This window comes from Sphingomonas abaci, assembly GCF_014199625.1.
Taxonomy (GTDB): domain Bacteria; phylum Pseudomonadota; class Alphaproteobacteria; order Sphingomonadales; family Sphingomonadaceae; genus Sphingomonas; species Sphingomonas abaci.
Map to the genome: position 1 here is coordinate 498,184 of NZ_JACHNY010000002.1, position 21,824 is coordinate 520,007.

Consider the following 21,824-nt stretch of genomic DNA (forward strand, 5'->3'; position numbering starts at 1 on the left):
GCGGCCTTACGCAAATTTAATCTAGTTTATACCTTCCACCTCCAGGACCCGGTCGATGCGCGCCACCGCCGCGTCATAGCGCGGGTCGGCGATGCCACCATAATGGCGGACGAATTGCTGGTTGGTCAGACCGTCCTGCTGCGTCATCAGCGAGGGCGGCAGGATCTGGTCCTCGGTGACCTTGGACAGCATCGTTGCGAGACGAACCGCGTCGTCCGGCCGAACCGCAGCGGTGGCGACGCGGAAGCCGGAGCGGTCCGCCGACAGGTCGAGGAAGGAAAAACCGGTCGGATCGCCGATCGCGAATTCGGACTGTTTGGACAGGCTGTCCGCCAGTTCCTTCCAGGTTCCCATCGCCTGAGCGATCTGGGTACCGGCGCCAGCGGTCATCGCGGCGGAGAGCGTCCAGTGCATGGTCAGGTCGGCGCGGCCATGCAGCGTGACGACCGGCACGGCGACGCGGCACGCGTCGGTCCGTTCCCGCGCATCGCCCGCCATCTCGCCGGCGCGGGGGTCGACCAGGAACATGGCGAGCGCGACGAAGGTGGCCCGGTTGCGCCCCGCCGTCGCGGTGGCCGGCGGTTGCAGCGTGAAGGCGCGGCGCACCTGTGCGGCCACGTCGGCGAGCGGCGCGTTCGCCTGCAGGCGGCCGAGCGTGCAGTAGATCCGGGCGACCTGCGCGGGATCGATCCGATGGCCATCGAGCCGCGCCAGCCCCTCCAGCATCGCTGGCGACAGGGTGACGTCGGCGGCCACCCCGTTTTGCAGCACCGAGAAGCCGCGCACCAGCGTGTCGAGCGGTGGTATCGGGACGTCGCGCTTGGCCAGCACCCACCGCGCCAAGCGGATGAGAAGGCGCGTCGGACGCTCGCCCAGCGGAACATGGCCGATCGTCATGCGGATCGGCGGAAAGCCCTTGGGCTGCGAGCGGATGGTCATCGCCACGTTCAGCCAGCGGCCGAGCGGCAGTGCGTGCGCGGCATCGATCCGCAACGCGCCATCCGCCAGACGGGCATCCAGCCGATCGGGCGCGAAGCCATGGCTGGCGAGCGTGCTGATCGCGCGAAGGTCGGCCTCGCTGAATCGAACCGAACCGCTCGCGCCCGGCGTGGCGCGCAAGATGCGGAGCTGCATCGCGGCGGCCCTGGCGGCGCCGACCTGCTCCGCGGTCGGTGCCGGAAAGGTACGGCCGATCGGTGTCCCGCCGGTCAGCAGCAGCACCGATCCGAGCAGCAGCGCCGATAGGACCAACAGCACGCGCCGCCAGCGATGACGGGCCGGGCGGGTCCGGTCGGGCGTGGTTTCGGCGGTCGACATCAGCACGGGCCCGTCCTTTGCCGCTCCGCAGCATAAAGGCAATGGAGCATCGCCCGACCGGGCATGGCCCGCGTTCACCGGCCGGGTGCGATTTTCCGGGTGTTCGAATCAGCCGCAGCGTCCATATGTAAGTGATGCATTCCGGGTTCGTGCCGCTTCGTATCTTCTCCTGCTTCACCATGCTCGACGGCGCGATCGAGCCCAAGGCGATCGCCGCCCAGGCCAAGGCGCGCAACTTTCCCGCCGCCGGGCTGACCGACCGCAATGGCCTCTATGCCGCCATGGCCTATTCCGACGCTGCCAAGAAAAGCGGCGTCCAGCCGGTGATCGGCACGATGTTGGGTTTGGCGCGGCCCGACATGCCGGAGGGCACGGCGCCGGTGATCGACTGGATCGCGCTCTACGCGCAGGACGCGGTCGGCTACGACAATCTATGCGCGCTGGTGTCGGCCGCGCATCTGGAACGGCCGCTGGAACTGGTGCCGCATGTCGGGATCGACTGGCTCGAACGGCATTCGGCTGGGCTGATCGCGCTGACCGCTGGCGGCGAGGGGACGCTCGCCCGACTGCTCGCAGAAGACCAGCCCGACCGGGCGGCGAGCTTCCTCGACCGGTTGCAGGCGATCTTCGGCGATCGGCTCTACATCGAACTGTGTCGCCGCAACGATCCGGTCGAAATGGCGGCGGAAGAGTCGCTGATCGATCTGGCCTATGCCCGCGGCCTGCCGCTGGTCGCGACCAATCCCTGCTGCTTCGCCGACAGCGCGTTCGGCGACGCGCATGACGCGATGCTGTGCATCGCCCATTCCACCTATGTCGAGACCGCCGAGCGGCCGAAAAGCTCGCCCGACGCCTGGCTGAAGCCGGCCGAGGAGATGAAGGCGCTGTTCAGCGACCTGCCCGAGGCGATCGCCAACACGTTGGTCGTCGCGCAGCGCTGCGCCGTGGCCGCGCCGTATCGCAAGCCGATCCTGCCGTCGTTGGCGGGCGACCGCGACGGCGAGGCGGCGATGCTGCGCGCCGACGCCGAAGCCGGGCTGGAAAAGCGGCTCGATCGGATCGCCGAACTGCGCGCGATGAAGGGAGAGCCGGAGGGCGAGCCGGGCTGGCGCGACCTGTATCGCGAACGGCTGACGTTCGAGGTCGACATCATCATCCAGATGGGATTCCCCGGCTATTTCCTGATCGTCGCGGACTTCATCAAATGGGCGAAGGACCACGACATCCCGGTCGGGCCGGGCCGCGGTTCGGGCGCGGGTTCGGTGGTCGCCTGGGCGCTGACCATCACCGACCTCGACCCGCTCCAGCTCGGCCTGCTGTTCGAACGCTTCCTCAACCCGGAACGCGTGTCGATGCCCGACTTCGACATCGACTTCTGCGAAACCCGGCGTGGCGAGGTGATCCGCTACGTGCAGGAGAAATATGGTCGCGACCAGGTGGCGCAGATCATCACCTTCGGAAAGCTGAAGGCGCGCGCGGTGCTGAAGGATACCGGGCGCGTGCTTCAGATGAGCTACGGCCAGGTCGACCGGCTCGCCAAGCTGGTGCCCAACCATCCGACCGATCCCTGGGATTTGAAGCGCGCGCTGAACGGCGTACCCGAACTGGCCAGGGAATATGCCAACGACAACCAGGTCCGCAAGCTCTGGGACCTGGCGTCGAAGCTGGAGGGCCTGCCGCGCCACTCCTCGACCCACGCCGCAGGCGTGGTGATCGGCGATCGGCCGCTGGCGCAGCTCGTCCCGCTCTACCGCGATCCGCGCTCCGATATGCCGGTGACGCAGTTCGACATGAAATATGTCGAGGGCGCGGGGCTGGTGAAGTTCGACTTCCTGGGCCTCAAGACGCTGTCGGTGTTGCAGAAGGCGGTGCAACTGCTCGCCAAGCGCGGCATCGCGGTGCAGCTCGACGCGCTGGAATGGGACGACGAGGCCACCTATGCGCTGCTCCAGCGCGGCGACACGGTCGGCGTGTTCCAGCTCGAATCCGAAGGCATGCGACGCACGCTGTCGGCGGTGCGGCCGACGAATTTCGGCGACATCATCGCGCTCGTCTCGCTCTACCGGCCTGGGCCGATGGACAATATCCCGACCTTCGGTCGCCGCAAGCAGGGGACGGAGGAGATCGTCTATCCCCATGCCCTGCTCGAACCGATCCTGAAGGAGACGTACGGCATCTTCGTCTATCAGGAACAGGTGATGCAGGCGGCGCAGGTGCTGGCCGGCTACAGCCTGGGCGGCGCCGACCTGCTACGCCGCGCGATGGGCAAGAAGATCAAGGCGGAGATGGACGCGCAGCGCGCCATCTTCGTCGAGGGATGCCAGACGGTGAACGGCATCCCGAAGCAGAAGGCCAACGAGCTGTTCGACTTGATCGACAAGTTCGCCGGCTATGGCTTCAACAAGAGCCACGCCGCGGCCTATGCGCTGCTCGCCTATCAGACCGCCTGGCTGAAGGCGCATTATCCGCATGAATTCTATGCCGCGTCGATGTGCTTCGACATGGCGCTGACGGACAAGCTGGGCCTGTTCGTTGAGGATGCCCGACGCGCCAAGGTCGAGGTGCTGGGGCCATGCGTCAACACAAGCCTGGCCGATTTCGACGTCCAACCGCGCGGTGGCGATGGCGAGGGGGTCGCGATCCGCTATGCGCTCGGCGCGCTGAAGTCGGTGGGCGAGGGCGCGATGGAGAAGCTCGTCGCCGAACGCGCCAGGGGTCCGTTCAAGAGCCTGGACGACATCGCCACCCGCGTCGACCCGCGCCTGATCAACAAGCGCCAGCTGGAGACGCTGGCGGCCGCGGGCGCGTTCGACGCGCTTGAGCCGAACCGCGCCGGCGTCCACGGCGCGGCGGAGACCGTGCTCGCGGTGGCGGCGCGCAACCACGAACAGAAGGTCAGCGGGCAGGGTGGCCTGTTCGGCGACGCCAGCCATGCCGGCGACACGATACGCCTGCCCCAGGGCGTGCGCTGGTCGCTGGCGCAGAAGATGGAGCAGGAAAAGGACGCATTCGGCTTCTACTTCTCCGCGCACCCGGTCGACCGCCATGCCCATCTCGCCAAGATGCACGGTGCGCGCACCTATGCCTCGCTCTCCGAACTCGCCATCCCCGACGATGGCAACCGGATCGGCGCGACGCTGGCGGTGCTGGTCGAGGATGCCCGCTGGCGCACCTCGGCGCGCGGCAAGCGATATATGATGGCGCAGCTGTCCGATGCCTCGGGCCAGTTCCTGGCGACCTGTTTCGACGACTCGGTGGCGGCGGATTTGGAGGAGGCGGCTAAGAATGGCGGCTGCGGCCTCGTCACCGCCGAACTCGACCGCCGGCCGGGCGAGGAAACCCCGCGCGTGTCGATCAAACGCATCCAGCCCTTTGAGGGGCTGGCCAATAACGCCCGCTTCGTGGTCGAGGTGACGATCACCGCGCCGGCCACTTTTACCCTTTTGGCAGAGCTACTTGCCGACCATCGCGGAGCGCGGGGCGAGATCCGGGCGAAGCTGTCGACCAGCGAGGGCGAGGCGACTGTGCTGCTGGGGCGCGATTTCCGGCTCGACGCCGAGCTTGCCGAACATATCGAGGCGTTGCACGGTGTCACCGCCGTCGCGCTTCGGACCTCTGAGACGAGGCTGGCGCTCGTCGGCTAGGCTAGCCGGGAGAGGGGCATGCTGGACACCATGCAAGAGGTCGAGTTGCGCGTGCCGCGCATCCTCGACCATGCGGCGCGCGAGCATGCACGTCGCGAGATCGTCACCCGCTGGGCGGACGGCCACGAGACGCGCACCAACTGGAGGGAGGTCGCGCATGACGCCAAGCGGCTGGCGCGGGCGCTGGAGAAGCTGGGCGTCCGGCCGGGCGACCGGATCGCCACGTTGGCGATGAACCATGCCAACCATCTGGTCGCCTGGTACGGTGCGATCGGGATGGGCGGCATCATCCACACCATCAACCCGCGCCTGTTCGACGACCAGCTCGTCTATATCGCCAACCACGCCGAGGACCGGGTGCTGCTCTATGATCGTTGCTTCCAGCCGATCGTCGACCGGCTGCGCCATCGTTGGCCGAGCATCGCGCATTATGTGGTGCTGGACGGCGAGGGGCCGGGCTCGCTCGCAGCGCTGATCGCCGGCGAAGATGGCGATTATGCCTGGGTCGAGGGGTCTGAGCGCGAGCCTTGCATGCTGGCCTATACCAGCGGCACGACCGGCGATCCGAAGGGCGTGCTCTACACGCATCGCTCGTCCGTGCTCCACGCGCTGACCGTCATCACGCCGGCGGTCTTCGACCTGTCGTCGCGCGGCGTGGTGCTGCCGGTAGTGCCGATGTTCCATGCCGCCGGATGGGGGCTGCCGCTGGCAGTGCCGATCGCGGGCGCCAAGTTCGTCTTCTCCGCGGTCAACGAGCCGGCAGTGCTGTGCGAGCTGATGAGCCGCGAGCGGGTCACCCATTCAGCCGGAGTGCCAACGGTATGGCTCGGCCTGTTCGCGCATATCGACGCCGGCAACCCGCCGCCCGCCGATCTGAAGCTGGTCACGATCGGCGGTTCGGCCGCGCCACGCGCGATGATCGAGCGGCTATGGGGCATGGGCTATGAGGTCGCGCATCTCTGGGGCATGACCGAGACGTCACCGGTCGGCACCGCCGGGCAGCGGCCGCCCGAATGGGATGCGATGGATCTCGCGGAGCGGCTCGACCTCGTATCCAAACAGGGGCAGATTCCGTTCGGCATCGAACTGCGCATCGTCGACGACGAGGGCCGCCCGCTGCCTCGGGACGGCACTAGTTCGGGCCGGTTGCAGGTGCGCGGCGCCTGGGTCATCCGCCGCTACTACCGGGCCGAAGCTGATGCGCTCGATCCGGAGGGCTGGTTCGACACTGGCGACGTCGCGATCCTGCACCCTGACGGCACGATGCAGATCACCGATCGGGCCAAGGACGTGATCAAATCGGGCGGCGAGTGGATCAGTTCGGTCGAACTCGAGAATGCGGCGGTAGGCTGTCCCGGCGTGGCCGAGGCGGCCGCGATCGGCGTAGTCCATCCGCGCTGGGACGAGCGGCCGCTGCTGCTGGTGGTCGCCAAGCCGGGCTCCGAGGTCACGGCCGAGGCGATCCAGGCGCACCTTGCGAGCAAGGTGGCGAAATGGTGGCTGCCGGACGAAATCCTGTTCGTCGACAGCCTGCCCCATACCGCCACCGGCAAGCTGCTCAAGACCGAGCTACGCGCCCGCTATCGCCACCACCGCCTGGCGGGCATCGACGTGCCGGCCTGATCGGCTCAGGCGGCGGCGGAATCGATCCGGTAATGGATCGGCTTGAAGCTGCCGCCGTTCGAGTCCGGGGCGGAACAGGCGGTCAGGCCGATCACCAGATCCATCGCCGCGCGGAACTGGATATGGTCGCCCGCCTTGCTGATCGGCGGCAGGACGCGCAGCTTGCCCGTCTCGCCGTCGATCGGAACGTTCATGAAGCAGTTGAACGCCACCGGGATCCGGTCGGGCGTGACGCCATAGGGCTCGAGCGCCGCCGCCAGATTGCCGAAACAGCCACGATGCACCGGCAGGTGCGGGTAGAAATGGCGGAAAGTGTCGACCGAGCAGGGCGTCAACAGGAAGTCATGCCGCCCGACCGTATCCGCCACGATCTCCAGCATCACGTTCGACCGGTTCGAATAGAGCTGGTGGCCGGCGGTCAGGTAGATCATTTCCGCATAGTCGAGCGTTCGGCCCGAGGAGATGACCTCGTCCAGATCACGTGCGTTGAAGGCGAGCAGATCGGCGACCTGCTCGCCGCGCGGATCGATGACGGTTAGCATGTCGCCGGCCTTGAGCACGAAGGCGGTGCCGCTGCGCTCCGGTATTTCATGGACGGGGGCGGTCATGCCTCGGTCCCGCCCTTGTAGTGGAAGGGGCATTTCCAGTCCGACCCGACCATCCGCCCGCTATACTGCCGTGCCTCGCTGGATTGGCCGTGGCGGGCGAGCATCGGATTGCGCGATCCGGCGACCGCCTCGTCGCGAACCATGATCTTCTCGCGCATCGTCTCGTACTTGCCCTGGGCGCGGAGCACCTCGAACTGATCGTGTAGATTGAAAACCATGACCGGTCGAGAGAAACGCCGCGCCGGCCGGTTGGAGGCGGGATGCAGGCCGACCACGAAGAAGGCCTCGCCACCGAAGCTCAGCGAGAAATGCGGGCTGTCCGGATCGGCGCTGACCGTCCGGTCATAGGGCAGGCCGCGCCACACATCCTTGTCCGACAGCGATTGGACGCGCGTCCAGAGCAGCCGCTCGAACTCCGCCTCCGTCAGGCCGTCCGGGCCATCGAAGATCACCGCCAGGCTGCGGAACAGGCGGGGATCTGCGCGATAGGCGGTGGCGAAGGCGAGCAGCCGTTCGTGGATACGCACATCGTCCCAAGCGCTGTCCAAACTGCGGCACCCGACCGTCTCCAGCGTTCCCTTCGCCATCGCCGCCTTGGCGCCAACGCAGGGGAAGCCGGCATCGGCGATCCGGTCGAACAGCTCGGCGCGCAGCGGCTCGGCGGCGGGTGCGTCCCAGTCGAACATCGGTCTGATGGGGGGCAGGGGCGGCACGGGTCGGTCAACGATCATGACCGGTCCAAAACCGGAGAACGGGCTTCGTTCCGACCCGCCTCTGATCCTAGAAGGGCGGGTTGATACGGATCAAGACGATTTGCCGAGCCGTCCCGTCTCTTTGACGGTCGCAAAAAGTTCCCTGTCGTTCCCGAGGCATGGCTCGTCATGCCACCGGCTGACCCGGTTCGGTGGCGGCTGGCGCTTGTCAGCGGCGCGTCGCGCCCGCAAAGCACCTCAACCCCCACGGAGGTCCCATGCAGGACGAAGACTACGTCTATGACGAGGCGAGCGGCGAGTGGCTGCCGGCGGCTGAGGCGGCTATCCGCGCCGAGGCCGCCGAGCGGGTCGAAGTCCGCGATGCCGTCGGCAATCTGCTGGCCGATGGCGATCAGGTGACGCTGATCAGAGACCTCGACGTGAAAGGCGCGGGCCAGACGCTGAAGCGCGGCACGCTGATCAAGTCGATCCGCCTGACCGGCGACGACCAGGAGATCGATTGCAAATTCGACGGGATCAAGGGGCTGGTGCTGCGCGCCGAATTCGTCCGCAAGCGCTGAACCCGCCCGTGATGCCGGGCACGATCACTGTGGGTCGTAATAACCCGCCCAGCCGGGCTTGGGTCGCCGATTGCGCGTCGTCCAGGCCCAGCCGGCCAGCCCCAGCCCGACCAGCGCAAACAGGCCGATCAGTCCCAGCGCCATCAACTGCATTTCGGCGAGATAGCCGAGCACGATCGCGCCACCCAGGCCGATGACATAAATCACCGCCGCGAGCGCCACGCGGATGCGCGTGGCGCGAGTCTTCGCCAAAAACGGGGCCGGTGCGGCGAGCACCAGCGCCGACAGGGTCAGTGCCGCCGACACGATCGCGGAGCCGCCTGGCAGCAGGAACAGCAGGAACGACAGGATGATCGTCGTCATCGCCCATAATGCGGCACAGAGCCTGATCTTCGACATGCATTTCCCTCTTTGATCGGGCGCTTACCCTTGGTCACCGCCGCTTGCCAAGACGTGGCTTGATCTGCTTTGGTCAGTGATCGCCATGACCGGGTTCATAGGCGTCCGGCCCTTCCGGCCCATGCGCCTGAAGGTAGCCCGTTTCCCCGTCCATGATCCGCGCGGCAGTCAGCACGCCGGTGCGATAGGCGCCGGTGTCGACGCCGATCCGGTTCGCGCCGAAGAAGGGCTCGTCCGAATCCCAGCTATGGCCATGCACGATCATCTTCTTGAAGCCGCGCCGGGCGTTCAGGAAATCGTCCCGGATCCACAACAGGTCGCGTTCCAGCTGGCGATGAAGCGAGACGCCCGGCCGCACCCCGGCATGGGCGAAGGCATAGTCGCCGATCAGCAGCAGCGTCTCGAGCGTCTGAAGCAGGCGCAGGTGCCGCGCGGACATGGCGTCGAGCAACTGGTCGCGAGCGCGGTAATGATCCTCGGGTGGCGCGTCCCAGGCAGGGGCGGTGACGCCGTAGGAGGCCAGCGTCTCCGCGCCGCCCACGCGGAGCCAGCCGGCTGCGGCGGGCGGCTGTTCGATATAGGTGAGCATCATCTGCTCGTGATTGCCCTTGAGGCACCGGGTTTCGAACGCATTGCCGGCGCGCATCCAGGCGATGGTGGACAGCACCCTGGCGGAATCCGGCCCACGATCGACATAGTCGCCGCAGAAGATCAGCAACGGTCGCCGCCCGACCAACTGGTGGCGCTTGGAATCCTGGGCGATCCGTTCCAGCAGCTTGATCAGCAGGTCGTAGCGGCCATGGATGTCGCCGATCGCATAGACGAGCTGGCCGTCGATCCGCCGCTTGGTGCGGTGGCGCACCTCCTCCTCGACCACGGCCGGCGGCGATGCGGGTTCAGCGGTCACGCAGCGCGACCTGGGTGGCGGCATGAAGTTCGTCGGCGAGCGCATCATAGCGGCGGATCGTGCCGTCGGGATCGTCGAGCGAGCGATCGAGCGCCCGGTTCCACGCCTTGGTCGCGCGCACGAGGGTGTCACGCGGCACCCCGGCGCGCACCGCCTGGCGATAGACCTGGACCAGCCGTCGATCCGCGTCGCGCACATCGCGGTAGATGCACGCATCCTCGTTGCTGCCTGGCCGGCAATTGGACGACAGGTCGCCGGTCGCCAGCCAGGAAGGGCGGGCGGAAGCGGGACGGGCGATGCGGGTTCGCGCCGGCGCGGGTGCGACGCTGGCGACGCGGCGATCCGCCGGAACCGGAACCGGGGCAGGGTCCGGGGCGGGGGCCGGAGCGATCTCGCGCGGCGGCGGCGTCGCCGCGACCGGGGCAGGGGGCGCGACCGCTGTGAAGGCGACCGGCGCCGGAGCGGCGGTGGTCGGCGCCGGTCGGCTGGCGGTCGTGGGCGGCGACGGCCGATGCGCGACCTGCGCTTCGGTCAGGAAGAAGGCGATCGAGCCGAGCGCGGCCACCGGCACCAGTCCGATCAGCCAGCGCGAGCGCGCCTCGGTTTGCGGCACCGGGACGATCGATCGGCCGGTGCCCACCTGCCCGCCACCATTGGTCGGCGTGCCGAAGATGCGCTCCAGGTCGGAAGAGATGTCTCGCGGGTCACCCGGCCGGGCCATGGCGTATCCTTTGCGAAAATCCGGCATTCTATCAACATCCTGTCCGTGAACGGATGCTGTATCGCTCCACCGCTGAATGGGTTCACGCACGGGCGAGGAACACCACGCCCGGCAACGCTGCGCTAGCGGTCGTCGCCCGCAGCCGGCCATCCGCCATCAGGTCGAATACGGCGACATTGCCCGACCGCTCATTGGCGACGAGCAGGTGGCGCTCCCGCTCCAGCAGCAGGAAGTGGCGCGGCCAGTTGCCCCCGGACTGGATATGCTGAAGCAGGGTCGGCGTCCCTCGCTCATCCAGCGCGAACACCGCGATCCTGTTGTCGCCGCGCACGGAAACGTAGAGCCGGCGGCCCGCTGTATCGACGGCGATATGCGCGCCATAGGCCGGTCCGCGCGCGTCGGCCGGCCGGATTGACTGTGCGCCAAGCGTGGTGAAGCGGCCATCGGGCTCCGCCGTCAGCGTGAACAGCTGGTTCGACAACTCGCTGACCAGATACGCGCGCGGCAGGCTGGGGTGGTGGGCCATGTGGCGGGGGCCCGTGCCGGGCGGCGCCGTCCAGGCGGTGACGGTCGGTCCCGCCTGGCCGGTCGCGGGATCGATCGGCGTGGCGAAGATCGCATCCGCGCCCAGGTCGACCGAATGGAGCCAGCGCCCGTCGGCGGTGAAGCCGACCCAATGCGCGTGCGGACCCGCCTGTCGCGCCCTGTCCGGCCCAATGCCATGATGCAGCAGCATCTGCGTCCCCTCCGGCCGACCCTGGGCGTCAAGCCGGAAGAGCGCGACCGTGCCGCTGCTGTAATTGGCCACCGCCAGTCGCCGTTCCGCCGGGTCGAGGGCGAGATGGCAGGGGGCCGCCCCGCCGCTGACCGTCAGGGCGATCCGCGACCAGTCCGGCGCATAGACGCCCACCCAATTGTCCGCCTCGTCGACGCAGTACCAGCGCCCGGCGCGGCTGCGCACGGCGAAGGAGGCATCGGCGATGCCGGCATTGGCGGTGCCGATGGTCCAACCCCGGTCGTCGGCATAGGTCAACGGATAGAGGCCGACCCCACCTTCACTGGCATAGGCCCCGGCGATCAGGTGCGCGTCCGATCGCCCGCTGCCGAGCGCAGGCGCGGCCAGGCCGGCGGCGATGCCGGCAAGGGCCGAGCGACGCGTCAGCGTCAGGCCCGACATGAAAGGTACCTATAGCACATGCGGCGACATTTTGCCGGACGGACGCGCAAGTGCAAGGGGCGGTTCACCGACGGTTCGGGAATTCCCTGTCAGGAAGTGGGACGAATGGACAGGCGATGCTTTCAGTCGGCCCTGCTCGGGCTGGCGGCGACGATGGGGATGAGCGCGGCGACGGGGGCGCCGGCGGCGGAGCCGCCGCGCGTCCAGTCGCCCCAGCAGGCGGTGGCGCAGGATGCCGGCGAATATGCCATTGCCTTCCATCTGACGCTCGACCAGGCGGTCCGGCGCCTGACCGCGCAGGACGAGACGCTGGCGACCACCGATGCAATCGGCCGCGCCTTCGCCGACCGGCTCGCCGGCATCGCCGTGGCGCCGGGGCCGGACTTCGCGATCGACGTGCTACTGACTGGCGACGCGCCGGTGCCCGATCGCTTCGTCACGGCGGCGGGATCGGTCGTCCTGATCCGCTTCCATACCGGGGCGGCGGCGACCCGCGCGCAAATGGCGGAGGCGATCCGGCTGCACCAGGCGGAGATTCGCGCCACGCTGCTGCGCCCCCCCGCGTTTGGCATCGACCAGCGCACCGGCACGATCGTCGCGGTGGTGGGCGACAGCGACATCGCGCGTGAGGGCGTCGAACCGCTCCGCGCCCGGCTGGCCGCGATCCTGTCCGCGCCGGTCCGGCTGCGGACGGTCGAGCGGCCCTCGGTGGACACGGCGGTGGAGGGTGGCGCGCGCGTCACCGGCGTCGATCCTGCGGACGGTCGGCGCTACGCCTGTACGACCGGCTTCGTGGTGACGGATGGTCAGCGAACCGGCATCGCAACCGCCGCCCATTGCCCCGACGCGCTGGACTATGTCGATGGCGAGGGACAGCGCCAGCCCCTCGCCTTCGTCGGACAATGGGGCTGGGGCTATCAGGACGTCCAAGTCAACGTCAGCGCCGAGCGGTTAGCCCCGCTCTTCTTCGCCGACACGCGCAAGACGGTGGCGCGCATCGTCACCGGCGGGCGCTCGCTGGCGGGCACGCGCGCCGGCGACTATGTCTGCCACCGGGGCGAGCGGACCGGCTATAGCTGCGCTCCCGTCGAGCTGACCGACTTCGCTCCCGCCGGCGACCTGTGCGGCGGCGCCTGCCTGCCGAGCTGGGTGACCGTCGCCGGGCCGAATTGCCGGGCGGGCGACAGCGGCGCACCGGTGTTCAGCGGCACCCGCGCCTATGGCATCGTCAAGGGCGGCAGCTATCGCCGCGACGGCAGCTGCGCCTTCTATTTCTACATGTCGACCGACTACCTGCCGACCGGCTGGGCGCTGCTGGCCGGGGTGTCACCGGTCACAAATCCCGTCACCACCATTGCCCCATCTGTCGAGACCGGGCAGAGACAGGCCGGTCAACCGTGACGATGGCCTGAGCCTTTCCTGCTGCCTTTCTCTTCCAACAAGGACCTCCATGACGCGCTCGCTGCTTCTTCGTTCCTGCGCCGCCGCCTGCCTGCTGGCGGCGTGCATCACCGCCGCCGCGGCCGATGCCCAGACGGCGCGCGTCAATCCGCTGACGGTCCAGAGCGACCTGCCATTTCAGGCCCCGCGCTTCGACCGGATCCAGGACAGCGACTACCAGCCCGCGATCGAGCGTGGCATCGCCGAACAGGCCGCCGAAATGACGCGGATCGCCAATGATCCCGCCGCACCGACCTTCGACAACACCATCGTCGCCATGGAGCGGTCCGGCCGCATCCTCGACCGCGCCGGCCAGGCTTTTTCGGCGGTGGTCGGGGCCAACACCAACCCGGTGCTCGACAAGGTGCAGGAAGCGGTCGCGCCCAAGCTGGCGGCGCATGCGGACTCCATCTTCCTCGATCCGCGCCTGTTCGCGCGCGTCAAGTCGCTTTACGACCGGCGCGCCACGCTGAAGTTGACGCCGGAACAGGCGCAGGTTCTCGACATCACGTATAACAACTTCATCCATGCCGGCGCGAAGCTGTCGGCCGGCGACCAGGCCAAGCTGCGCGTGCTGAACGGCAAGCTGTCTACGCTGGAGACGGCGTTCCAGCAGAAGCTGCTGGCGGCGGCCAAGGGCGGTGCGCTGGTCGTCGACGACAAGGCGCGGCTCGCCGGGCTGGACGATGCCCAGATCGCGGCGGCGGGTCAGGCCGCGCAGGAGCGGGGCCTGACCGGGAAGTATCTGCTGCCCCTTCAGAATACGACGCAGCAGCCGATGCTCCAGTCGCTGAGCGACCGGGCGACCCGACAGGCGCTGTTCGACGCAAGCTGGAACCGGGCGGAGCGCGGCGACGCGAACGACACGCGCTCGACCATCGTCCAGCTCGCCGCGCTGCGCGCGCAGAAGGCGCAGCTGCTCGGCTATCCCAACTATGCCGCCTATGTCCTGTATGACCAGATGGCCAAGACCCCGCAGGCGGCCAAGGCGTTCATGCAGCGGCTGATCCCGGCGACGGCGGCCGAGCAGAAGCGCGAAGCGGCCGAGATCCAGAAAGTGATCGCCGCCAATGGTGGCGACTTCCAGCTCAAGCCCTGGGACTGGGACCGCTATGCGGAGATGGTCCGCAAGGCGAAGTACGATCTCGACGAGAATGAGGTGAAGCCCTATTTCGAGATCAACCGGGTGCTGCAGGACGGCGTGTTCTACGCCGCCAACCAGCTCTATGGCCTGACCTTCAAGGAGCGGAAGGACCTGCCGGTCTATCAGCCCGACGTGCGCGTCTTCACCGTCTACGACAAGGACGGGTCCGAGCTGGGGCTGATGTATTTCGACTATTGGAAGCGCGACAACAAGAATGGCGGCGCGTGGATGTCCAACTTCGTCGGCCAGTCCAAACTGCTCGGCACCAAGCCGGTGATCTACAATGTCGCCAACTTCACCAAGCCGGCGCCGGGCCAGCCGGCGCTGATCAGCTTCGACGATGTAACGACGATGTTCCACGAATTCGGCCATGCGCTGCACGGCCTGTTCGCCAACCAGACCTATCCGACTGTGTCGGGCACCAACACGGCGCGCGACTGGGTGGAATTCCCGTCGCAGTTCAACGAGCATTGGGCGCTCGACCCCAAGGTGCTGGCGCATTACGCCAAGGACTATCGCACCGGCGCGCCGATGCCCGCGGCGCTGGTCGCCAAGGTGAAGAACGCGGCGAAGTTCAACCAGGGCTATGCGCTGGGCGAACTGATCGCTTCGGCGATGCTCGATCAGGACTGGCATTCGCTGCCCGCCTCTGCAGGTCCGCAGGATGTCGATGCGTTCGAGGCCAAGTCGCTCGGCCAGATGGGGCTGGACACCGCCGACGTGCCGCCGCGCTATCGCTCCAGCTATTTTCTCCACATCTGGGCGAACGGCTATGCGGCGGGCTATTACGCCTATCTTTGGACGCAGATGCTCGACGACGACGCTTATGCGTGGTTCGAGAAGCATGGCGGCATGACCCGCGCCAATGGCCAGCGTTTCCGCGACATGATCCTGTCCAAGGGACATAGCGAGGATTATGGCACCATGTTCCGCGCCTTCTATGGCAAGGATCCGGACATCGGCCCGATGCTGGAAGATCGCGGGCTGACCGGGACCGCCAACTGACGGCGCCCTCTTCGTCCCGATCGCGACGGCCGCCGCACTGCCCGTTTCGGGTCGGTGCGGCGGCCGTTCGTCTATAATGGACCATGGGGGTGGAACTCCGATCCCGACGCGACGTATGATTTGGAAACCCACCAGACGAAGGAGACGACCGGTTTGGAGATCGTGACGCTGTGCCTGTTCCTGCTGGTCGCCGTGGTGGTGAGCGGCATCGTCTCGCGAATTCTCCCCTCCGCCTTGCCCCGGCCCATCGTCCAGATCGCGCTCGGCGCGGCGATCGGCATGGTCGCCCATGTCCGGGTCGAGCTTGATCCCGAACTCTTCCTCCTGCTGCTCGTGCCCCCGCTCTTGTTCCTGGATGGCTGGCGCATCCCGAAAGAGGCGCTGTTCAAGGATCGCGGCGCGATCCTGGGCCTGGCGCTTGGCCTCGTCTTCCTGACCGTGCTGGGTATGGGCCTGTTCATCCACTGGCTGATCCCGGCGATGCCCCTGGCGGTCGCCTTCGCGCTTGCGGCGGTGGTGTCGCCGACCGATCCCATCGCGGTGTCGGCGGTCGCGCAGAAGGTGACGATCCCGCCCCGGATGATGCACATCCTGGAGGGGGAATCGCTGCTCAACGACGCATCCGGCCTGGTATGCCTGCGCTTCGCGATCGCGGCGGCGCTGACCGGCACCTTCTCGATCTGGACGGCGGCAACGACCTTCGCCTGGATGGCGGTGGCGGGCGTGGCGATCGGCGCAGGCCTGGCCTGGGGCATCGTGACCGCGAAGAGCGCCTTTTCGCGCCGGTTCGGCGACGATGCCGGCTCGAACATCCTGGTCAGCCTGCTGATCCCCTTCGCCGCCTATCTCGGCGCGGAGCATCTCCATGCCTCGGGCGTGCTGGCGGCGGCGGCGGCGGGCATCACCATGACCTTCACCAACGTGTCCACCGGCGTGGCGGCAGCGACCCGCATCCGACGGCGCGCGGTGTGGGACATGCTGCAGTTCACGCTAAACGGCGTCATCTTCGTCCTGCTGGGCGAGCAGTTGCCCGACGTGGTCGCACGCGCTCGCGACACCGTGGCCGCCACCGGCCACCAGAGCGTCTGGTGGCTGGGACTCTATGTTCTGGCGATCGTCGCCGGCCTGTGCGCGCTGCGGTTCGGCTGGGTCTGGGTGTCGCTGCAGTTCACCGTCTACCGCTCGCGCTGGCGGGATGAGGATGACGCGACGACCAGCCCGCCGCGCCGGGTGATCGCCGCCATGACCACCGCCGGCGCGCGTGGGGCGATCACGCTGGCGGGCGCGCTTACCCTGCCGCTGACCATGGCCGATGGCCGCGACTTTCCCGCGCGCGACCTTGCGATCTTCCTGGCGTCGGGCGTCATCCTGTCATCGCTGGTGATCGCGGCGGTCGGCCTGCCGCTGCTGCTCCGCAACCTCCGCCTGCCGCCCGATCAAGGCGCGGAGTCCGAGCGCAACCGCGCCCGTCGCGCCGCGGCCAAGGCAGCGATCGCCGAGCTGGAGCGGGTGCAGCATCGCATGGCCGACGGGCGCGATGATGCTGACCGCTTCGTTGATGTCGCCGGGCGGCTGATGGACCAGTATCGCGAACGGCTCGACGCGCTCGCCGATAGCGACGACGCCCAAGGTCGCCCCAGGGCAGATGACCAACTGGAGCGCGAAATGCGCCTCGCGGCGATCCGGGCGGAGCGGCGGGCGATCTTCAACCTGGCGCACCGGCGGGAGATCGCGTCCGACGTGGCGGAGCAAATGGGCCGGGAACTCGATCTGGTGGATGCCCGGCTGACCCGTTTCGGAACGGGTGGGTAATCGCGGAGGGTGGATGGTTGGCAACGGTTGACACAGGGGTGGAAGCTGCGCATCCCGGTCGACATGACTGGCCGCCAGACCCGCAACGTGTCGCTGAGCCCCGAGCTCGAGACCTTCATCGGCGAATGCATCGCTTCGGGCAATTATTGCAATGCCAGCGAGGTGGTTCGCGCCGCCCTGCGATCGCTGCGCGACTCGGCGGCGCCGGCACGGCGGTCCGGCGATTCGGTGACGAGCGACTGGCCGCGGGGCGGCGGTGCCTGTGGCGCGCTGATCCGGGCGCGCAATTGGTCGTCGACGGTGCTGGGTCCGGTGGAGCAATGGTCGACGACGCTGCGCACCACGGTCGCGAACATCGTCAACTCGCCGGTGGCGAAGGTGCTGATGTGGGGCCCCGACCACATCCTACTCTACAATGACGCCTATATGGACATCGCCGGCGGCAAGCATCCCGAGGCGTTCGGCGGCCGGACGGCGGAGGTATGGCCGGAAATCTGGGATTGGAACCGGGAGATGCTGGCGACGGCGATGCGCGGCGAGCTCCGCTCCTATCGCGACCAGCCCCTGACGCTCCATCGCGATGGCCGGTCGGATACCGTCATCCTCGACCTGTTCTATACCCCGGTCTACGACGTGGACGGGCAGGTCGGCGGGGTGATGTGCACGTGCGTCGACAATAGCGCGCGCATCGCCGCCGAGCGACGCAGCGCCGCAAGCGAGGCGGAACTGCGGACCGTCACCGATGCACTGCCGGTGCTGATCTCGTTCGTCGATCGCGACCTGATCTTCCGCTTCGCCAATCGCTATTACACCAACTGGTTCGACCTGACGCCCCAGCAGGTGGTTGGCCGCCACGCGCGCGACGTGATCGGCACGGCCAATTTCGCTGAGCGCGAGGCGCTGATGCGACGCGCGCTGGCAGGCGAGACGATCGAGACGGACTCGATCCTGCGCAACGGCAGGGGAGAGCCGCGCCGCGCCAACGTCCGCTACCTGCCGCGCGTCGAGGCGGATGGCAGCGTGTCGGGCTTTCATGTGCTGGTGATGGATATCGAGCAGCGGATGCGCCACGAGGAGGAGCTGGTCGCCAGCAACGGCCGCTTCCGCGCAGCGATGGATGCGGTCCACGGCGTCTTGTGGACCAACAGCGCTGACGGCCGGATGGTCGGCGAGCAGCCGGGCTGGTCGGCGCTGACCGGACAGAGCGTGGCGGACTATGCCGATCATGGCTGGCTCGCTGCGATCCATCCCGAGGACCGCGCCGCGACGCTGGTCGCCTGGCAGGAGGCGGTGGCCTACAAGGCGATGTTCGTCCACGAGCATCGCGTGCGGCGGCATTGCGGGACCTGGCGGACCTTCGCCGTCCGCGCGCTGCCGACGCAGGACGAGCGCGGCGAGATCAGCGAATGGGTCGGCGTCCATACCGACATCACCCACCAGCGCGCGGCCGAGGCGGCGCTGCGCGAACATGCCGGTGCGCTGGCCCGTCAGGTCCGCCACCGGGAACGCGCCGAGGACCAACTTCGTCAGTTGAACGAGACGCTGGAGGCGCGGGTCATCGCCGAGATCGACAGCCGGCGTGCCGCCGAGGCGAAGCTGGCCCAGTCGCAGAAGATGGAGACGGTCGGCAAGCTGACCGGCGGCGTCGCCCACGACTTCAACAACCTGCTCCAGGTCGTGTCGGGCAACCTGCAGCTGCTCGCCAAGGATGTCGCGGGCAATCATCGAGCGGAGCAGCGCGTCGCCAACGCGATGGGCGGCGTGTCGCGCGGCGCGCGACTGGCGTCGCAGCTCCTCGCCTTTGGCCGGCGTCAGGCCCTGGAGCCCAAAGTCGTCAATCCCAGCCGCTTCGTCCAGGGCATGGACGACATGCTCCGCCGCGCGATCGGCGAGGGGATCGAGGTGGAGACGATCGTCGCCGGCGGCCTGTGGAACAGCTTCATCGACCCGGCGCAGATCGAGAATGCGCTGCTCAACCTGGCGATCAACGCGCGCGACGCGATGGACGGGCAGGGCAAGCTGACGATCGAACTCGCCAACGCCCATCTCGACGACGACTATGCGCGCACGCATGACGAGGTGACGCCGGGCCAGTATGTGATGCTGGCGGTCAGCGACACCGGCAGCGGCATGTCGCCCGAAATCATCGAGAAGGTGTTCGAACCTTTCTTCTCCACCAAGGCGGAGGGCAAGGGATCGGGGCTCGGCCTTTCGATGGTCTATGGCTTCGTCAAACAATCCGGCGGTCACGTGAAGATCTATTCGGAGCTGGGCGAGGGAACGACGATCAAGCTCTACCTGCCGCGCGCCTATGAGCGCGAGGACGTCGAGGTCGTGACCGATACCGGCCCGGTCACCGGCGGCACCGAGACGGTGCTGGTGGTGGAGGACGATGCCGAAGTGCGGGCGACCGTGGTCGAACTCATGTCCGAGCTGGGCTACCGCGTGCTGAAGGCAGTGGATGCGGCTAGCGCGCTTGCGATCGTCGAGAGCGGGATGCCGATCGACCTGCTCTTTACCGACGTGGTGATGCCCGGGACGCTCAAGAGCCCCGAGCTGGCCCGCAAGGCGCGTGAGCGGCTGCCCGAGATCGCGGTGCTTTTTACCTCCGGCTATACGGAGAACTCGATCGTCCATGGCGGCAAGCTGGACGCGGGTGTCGAGCTACTGTCCAAGCCCTATACGCGCGAGGCGCTGGCGCGGAAGGTGCGCCATGTCCTGGCCAATCAAGGGCAACGACGGATGGCGGGGACCCGGGCCGAGCCGGTTTCCGCTCCCGCGGTCGTGGTGCCGCAGATCGAAGTGGAGATCGCGATGCCGCCGGCCCCGGTCACGGCACGCGCGACGCTGCTGCTGGTCGAGGACGACGCACTGATCCGCGCCAACACCGCCGAAATCCTGGAGGATGCCGGCTATGTCGTGGTCGAGGCGGGCAGCGCCGAGGAGGCGATGGCGGCGATCCAGACCGTATCCGTCGACATCCTGGTCACCGACGTCAACCTGCCCGGGGCCTCGGGACCGATGCTCGCCGAGCGTACCCGCGCGCTCCATCCGCAGGCACGGGTGGTGTTCGCCACCGGCGATCCATCCGCGGTCGGCGCGATTTCGCAGTCCGCGGTGCTGGCCAAACCCTACAGCGCCAATCGCCTGCTGGCGCTAATTGCCGATCGCATGGTGGCCGACCGTCAGCTGGAAGGCGAGAGCTGAGGAAACGGCGGCGGGGCTGCCGGTCGCCCCGCCGCTGCGGCTCAGTTCAGACCCCCGCCCAGCGTGCGATACAGCGTGACCAGGTTGCTGGCGCGTGTCAGCCGTGTCGTCACCAGGCTCTGCTCGGCGGCATAGGCGGTGCGCTGCGCGTCGAGGGTGGTCAGGAACGAGTCCACCCCGGCCCGGAACCGCGCATCAGACAGGCGCGCCGCGCCTCGCGCGGCCTCGGCGCGAGCGGTCTGGGCGGCGACCTGCTCGCCGATCGTGCCGCGCTGCGCCAGCGCGTCGGCAACCTCGCGAAACGCGGTCTGCACCGTTTGCTCATAGGTCGCGGCCGCCGCCTGTTCCGACGCACGGGCATAGTCGAGATTGCCCTTGCGCCGGCCCGCATCGAACAGCGGCAGCGAGACGGCGGGCGTGCCGGTATAGGTGAAGCTGCCGCCGGCGAAGAGCCCGGACAGCGCCGTGCTGATCGTTCCCAGGGTCGCGGTCAGCGAGATGCTGGGGAAAAAGGCCGCCCGCGCCGCGCCGATGTTGGCGTTCTGCGCGATCAACTGATGCTCGGCCTGGAGCACGTCCGGCCGGCGGAGCAGCGCCGCCGAGGACAGGTTGGACGGCAGCGCGTCGAGCGTGTAGCGCCCAGCGCCCAGGTCACCCGGCAACAGGTCGGTGGCGACGGTGGTGCCGACCAGCAGGTTGAGCGCATTCTGGTCCTGCGCGATCCGGGTCCGGAGCGCGGCGATGTCATTGCGGGCCGACTGGTAGTTGGTCTCCGCCTGCCGCACTTCCAGTTCCGAGCCGACGCCGATCCGGAATTGCGCGGTCGTCAGGTCCAGCGTCTGCTTGAAGGTGCCCAGCGTGCTTTGCGACAGGCGCAGCTGTTCCTGGTCGGACGCCATGGTCAGCCAGGCGCTGGCGATCTCCGCGATCAGGCTGATCCGGGTCGACCGCTGCGCCTCCTCGGACGCCAGCACCTGTTCCTGCGCGGCGCGGGTCAGGTTGCGGATGCGGCCGAACAGGTCGAGCTCGAAGTTCGAGAAGCCGGCGGTCACCGAATAGGCCTCGATATTGGTTGAACCGCCGCCGGTCGTGACGCCGCCGCCGGTGCCGCCACTGCCGTTACCGCCGCCCGTTCCGGTGCCGGTGCCCGTGCCCGCGCCGCCGGTGCCGCCGCCGCCGGCCGCCCCCGCCGCGCCGAAGATATTGTTGGTGTAGATGCCGGTGCCGCTGACGGTGGTGGACGGCACCAGGTCGGCGCGCTGCACCCGGTACTGCGCCCGCGCCTGGAGCACATTGGCCGCTGCCACGCGCAGATTGCGGTTATTCGCCAGCCCGAGTTCAATCACCGCGCGCAGGCGTGGGTCGGTGAAGAAGTCGCGCCAGCCGATCGCGCTGACATCGGGCGCGTCGGTAGCGGCGGCGGGATAGGGTCCCCCCTGCGGCAGGGCGGCGGGCACTGCACCGCTCGGGCGGACATAGGTGGGCGCGAGGTTGCACCCGGCCAGCGTCGTCGTCGCCGCCAGCAGCGCGACCAGCATCTTCATCTT

At 68.2% G+C, this 21,824-nt stretch carries 15 protein-coding genes; 7 read left to right on the plus strand and 8 right to left on the minus strand.

What is annotated here, in order from left to right; genetic code table 11:
• Positions 1-21 precede the first annotated feature (21 nt).
• Positions 22-1,317, minus strand: a complete 1,296-nt coding sequence (locus GGQ96_RS07375; RefSeq protein WP_184113081.1) for a hypothetical protein — start codon at positions 1,315-1,317, stop codon at positions 22-24.
• A gap of 131 nt (positions 1,318-1,448) precedes the next feature.
• Between GGQ96_RS07375 and dnaE the strand changes: the two genes are divergently transcribed.
• Together dnaE and GGQ96_RS07385 are read left to right on the plus strand one after the other, a co-directional pair.
• Positions 1,449-4,961 (plus strand): DNA polymerase III subunit alpha, encoded by a 3,513-nt coding sequence (gene dnaE, locus GGQ96_RS07380; protein WP_184113083.1) that lies wholly within the window; start codon positions 1,449-1,451, stop codon positions 4,959-4,961.
• 18 nt (positions 4,962-4,979) lie between these two features.
• Positions 4,980-6,584, plus strand: a complete 1,605-nt coding sequence (locus GGQ96_RS07385; RefSeq protein ID WP_184113085.1) for a long-chain fatty acid--CoA ligase — start codon at positions 4,980-4,982, stop codon at positions 6,582-6,584.
• Positions 6,585-6,589: 5 nt separating this feature from the next.
• Here GGQ96_RS07385 and GGQ96_RS07390 read toward each other — a convergent pair whose 3' ends face one another.
• Complete coding sequence (locus GGQ96_RS07390) at positions 6,590-7,192, minus strand: DUF1989 domain-containing protein (RefSeq protein WP_184113087.1); 603 nt, start codon at positions 7,190-7,192, stop codon at positions 6,590-6,592.
• The gene (gene gntA, locus GGQ96_RS07395; protein WP_425506689.1) at positions 7,189-7,923 is read right to left on the minus strand and encodes a guanitoxin biosynthesis heme-dependent pre-guanitoxin N-hydroxylase GntA; all 735 of its coding nucleotides are present in this window, start codon (positions 7,921-7,923) and stop codon (positions 7,189-7,191) included. Before gntA ends, GGQ96_RS07390 begins: the two co-directional genes overlap by 4 nt.
• Positions 7,924-8,162: 239 nt before the next feature.
• On the opposite strand from gntA, the gene GGQ96_RS07400 reads away from it, so the two are divergent.
• Positions 8,163-8,465: an alkylphosphonate utilization protein gene (locus GGQ96_RS07400; RefSeq protein WP_184113089.1), complete on the plus strand. Its 303-nt coding sequence runs from the start codon at positions 8,163-8,165 to the stop codon at positions 8,463-8,465.
• 24 nt (positions 8,466-8,489) lie between these two features.
• Here the strand turns inward: GGQ96_RS07400 and GGQ96_RS07405 are convergent, their stop codons facing one another.
• The 4 genes from GGQ96_RS07405 to GGQ96_RS07420 all read right to left on the minus strand — a co-directional run bounded on the left by GGQ96_RS07405 (position 8,490) and on the right by GGQ96_RS07420 (position 11,669).
• Positions 8,490-8,864, minus strand: a complete 375-nt coding sequence (locus tag GGQ96_RS07405; RefSeq protein WP_184113090.1) for a hypothetical protein — start codon at positions 8,862-8,864, stop codon at positions 8,490-8,492.
• Between the two features lie 73 nt (positions 8,865-8,937).
• Positions 8,938-9,771: a metallophosphoesterase family protein gene (locus tag GGQ96_RS07410; protein WP_343058957.1), complete on the minus strand. Its 834-nt coding sequence runs from the start codon at positions 9,769-9,771 to the stop codon at positions 8,938-8,940.
• Entirely contained in the window at positions 9,761-10,492 is a 732-nt protein-coding gene (locus GGQ96_RS07415; protein WP_184113094.1) for a hypothetical protein, read from the minus strand. Before GGQ96_RS07415 ends, GGQ96_RS07410 begins: the two co-directional genes overlap by 11 nt.
• Before the next feature lie 82 nt (positions 10,493-10,574).
• Positions 10,575-11,669 carry a lactonase family protein gene (locus GGQ96_RS07420; RefSeq protein WP_184113096.1) on the minus strand — a complete coding sequence of 365 codons (1,095 nt, stop codon included), beginning with the start codon at positions 11,667-11,669 and terminating at the stop codon, positions 10,575-10,577.
• A gap of 105 nt (positions 11,670-11,774) precedes the next feature.
• On the opposite strand from GGQ96_RS07420, the gene GGQ96_RS07425 reads away from it, so the two are divergent.
• From GGQ96_RS07425 to GGQ96_RS07440, 4 genes are all read left to right on the plus strand, one after another.
• Positions 11,775-13,070: a chymotrypsin family serine protease gene (locus tag GGQ96_RS07425; protein WP_184113098.1), complete on the plus strand. Its 1,296-nt coding sequence runs from the start codon at positions 11,775-11,777 to the stop codon at positions 13,068-13,070.
• A 49-nt stretch (positions 13,071-13,119) separates the two neighbouring features.
• The gene (locus GGQ96_RS07430; RefSeq protein WP_184113100.1) at positions 13,120-15,258 is read left to right on the plus strand and encodes a M3 family metallopeptidase; all 2,139 of its coding nucleotides are present in this window, start codon (positions 13,120-13,122) and stop codon (positions 15,256-15,258) included.
• Positions 15,259-15,411: 153 nt separating this feature from the next.
• On the plus strand, positions 15,412-17,070 hold the full coding sequence (locus GGQ96_RS07435) for a Na+/H+ antiporter (protein ID WP_184113101.1): 1,659 nt from the start codon (positions 15,412-15,414) through the stop codon (positions 17,068-17,070).
• Positions 17,071-17,133: 63 nt separating this feature from the next.
• A complete protein-coding gene (locus GGQ96_RS07440) occupies positions 17,134-20,277 on the plus strand; it encodes a type II toxin-antitoxin system ParD family antitoxin (protein WP_184113253.1) in 3,144 nt (1,047 codons plus the stop codon).
• Positions 20,278-20,318: 41 nt separating this feature from the next.
• Here GGQ96_RS07440 and GGQ96_RS07445 read toward each other — a convergent pair whose 3' ends face one another.
• Positions 20,319-21,821 (minus strand): efflux transporter outer membrane subunit, encoded by a 1,503-nt coding sequence (locus tag GGQ96_RS07445; protein ID WP_184113255.1) that lies wholly within the window; start codon positions 21,819-21,821, stop codon positions 20,319-20,321.
• Positions 21,822-21,824: the final 3 nt, after the last annotated feature.

Coding starts and splice junctions, on each gene's coding strand:
- GGQ96_RS07390 (WP_184113087.1), bottom strand. CDS start 7,192: ATGACCGCCCCCGTCCATGAAATACCGGAGCGCAGCGGCACCGCCTTC.
- gntA (WP_425506689.1), bottom strand. CDS start 7,923: ATGATCGTTGACCGACCCGTGCCGCCCCTGCCCCCCATCAGACCGATG.
- GGQ96_RS07400 (WP_184113089.1), top strand. CDS start 8,163: ATGCAGGACGAAGACTACGTCTATGACGAGGCGAGCGGCGAGTGGCTG.
- GGQ96_RS07440 (WP_184113253.1), top strand. CDS start 17,134: ATGACTGGCCGCCAGACCCGCAACGTGTCGCTGAGCCCCGAGCTCGAG.
- GGQ96_RS07445 (WP_184113255.1), bottom strand. CDS start 21,821: ATGAAGATGCTGGTCGCGCTGCTGGCGGCGACGACGACGCTGGCCGGG.
- GGQ96_RS07415 (WP_184113094.1), bottom strand. CDS start 10,492: ATGGCCCGGCCGGGTGACCCGCGAGACATCTCTTCCGACCTGGAGCGC.
- GGQ96_RS07425 (WP_184113098.1), top strand. CDS start 11,775: ATGGACAGGCGATGCTTTCAGTCGGCCCTGCTCGGGCTGGCGGCGACG.
- GGQ96_RS07375 (WP_184113081.1), bottom strand. CDS start 1,317: ATGTCGACCGCCGAAACCACGCCCGACCGGACCCGCCCGGCCCGTCAT.
- GGQ96_RS07430 (WP_184113100.1), top strand. CDS start 13,120: ATGACGCGCTCGCTGCTTCTTCGTTCCTGCGCCGCCGCCTGCCTGCTG.
- GGQ96_RS07405 (WP_184113090.1), bottom strand. CDS start 8,864: ATGTCGAAGATCAGGCTCTGTGCCGCATTATGGGCGATGACGACGATC.
- GGQ96_RS07385 (WP_184113085.1), top strand. CDS start 4,980: ATGCTGGACACCATGCAAGAGGTCGAGTTGCGCGTGCCGCGCATCCTC.
- GGQ96_RS07420 (WP_184113096.1), bottom strand. CDS start 11,669: ATGTCGGGCCTGACGCTGACGCGTCGCTCGGCCCTTGCCGGCATCGCC.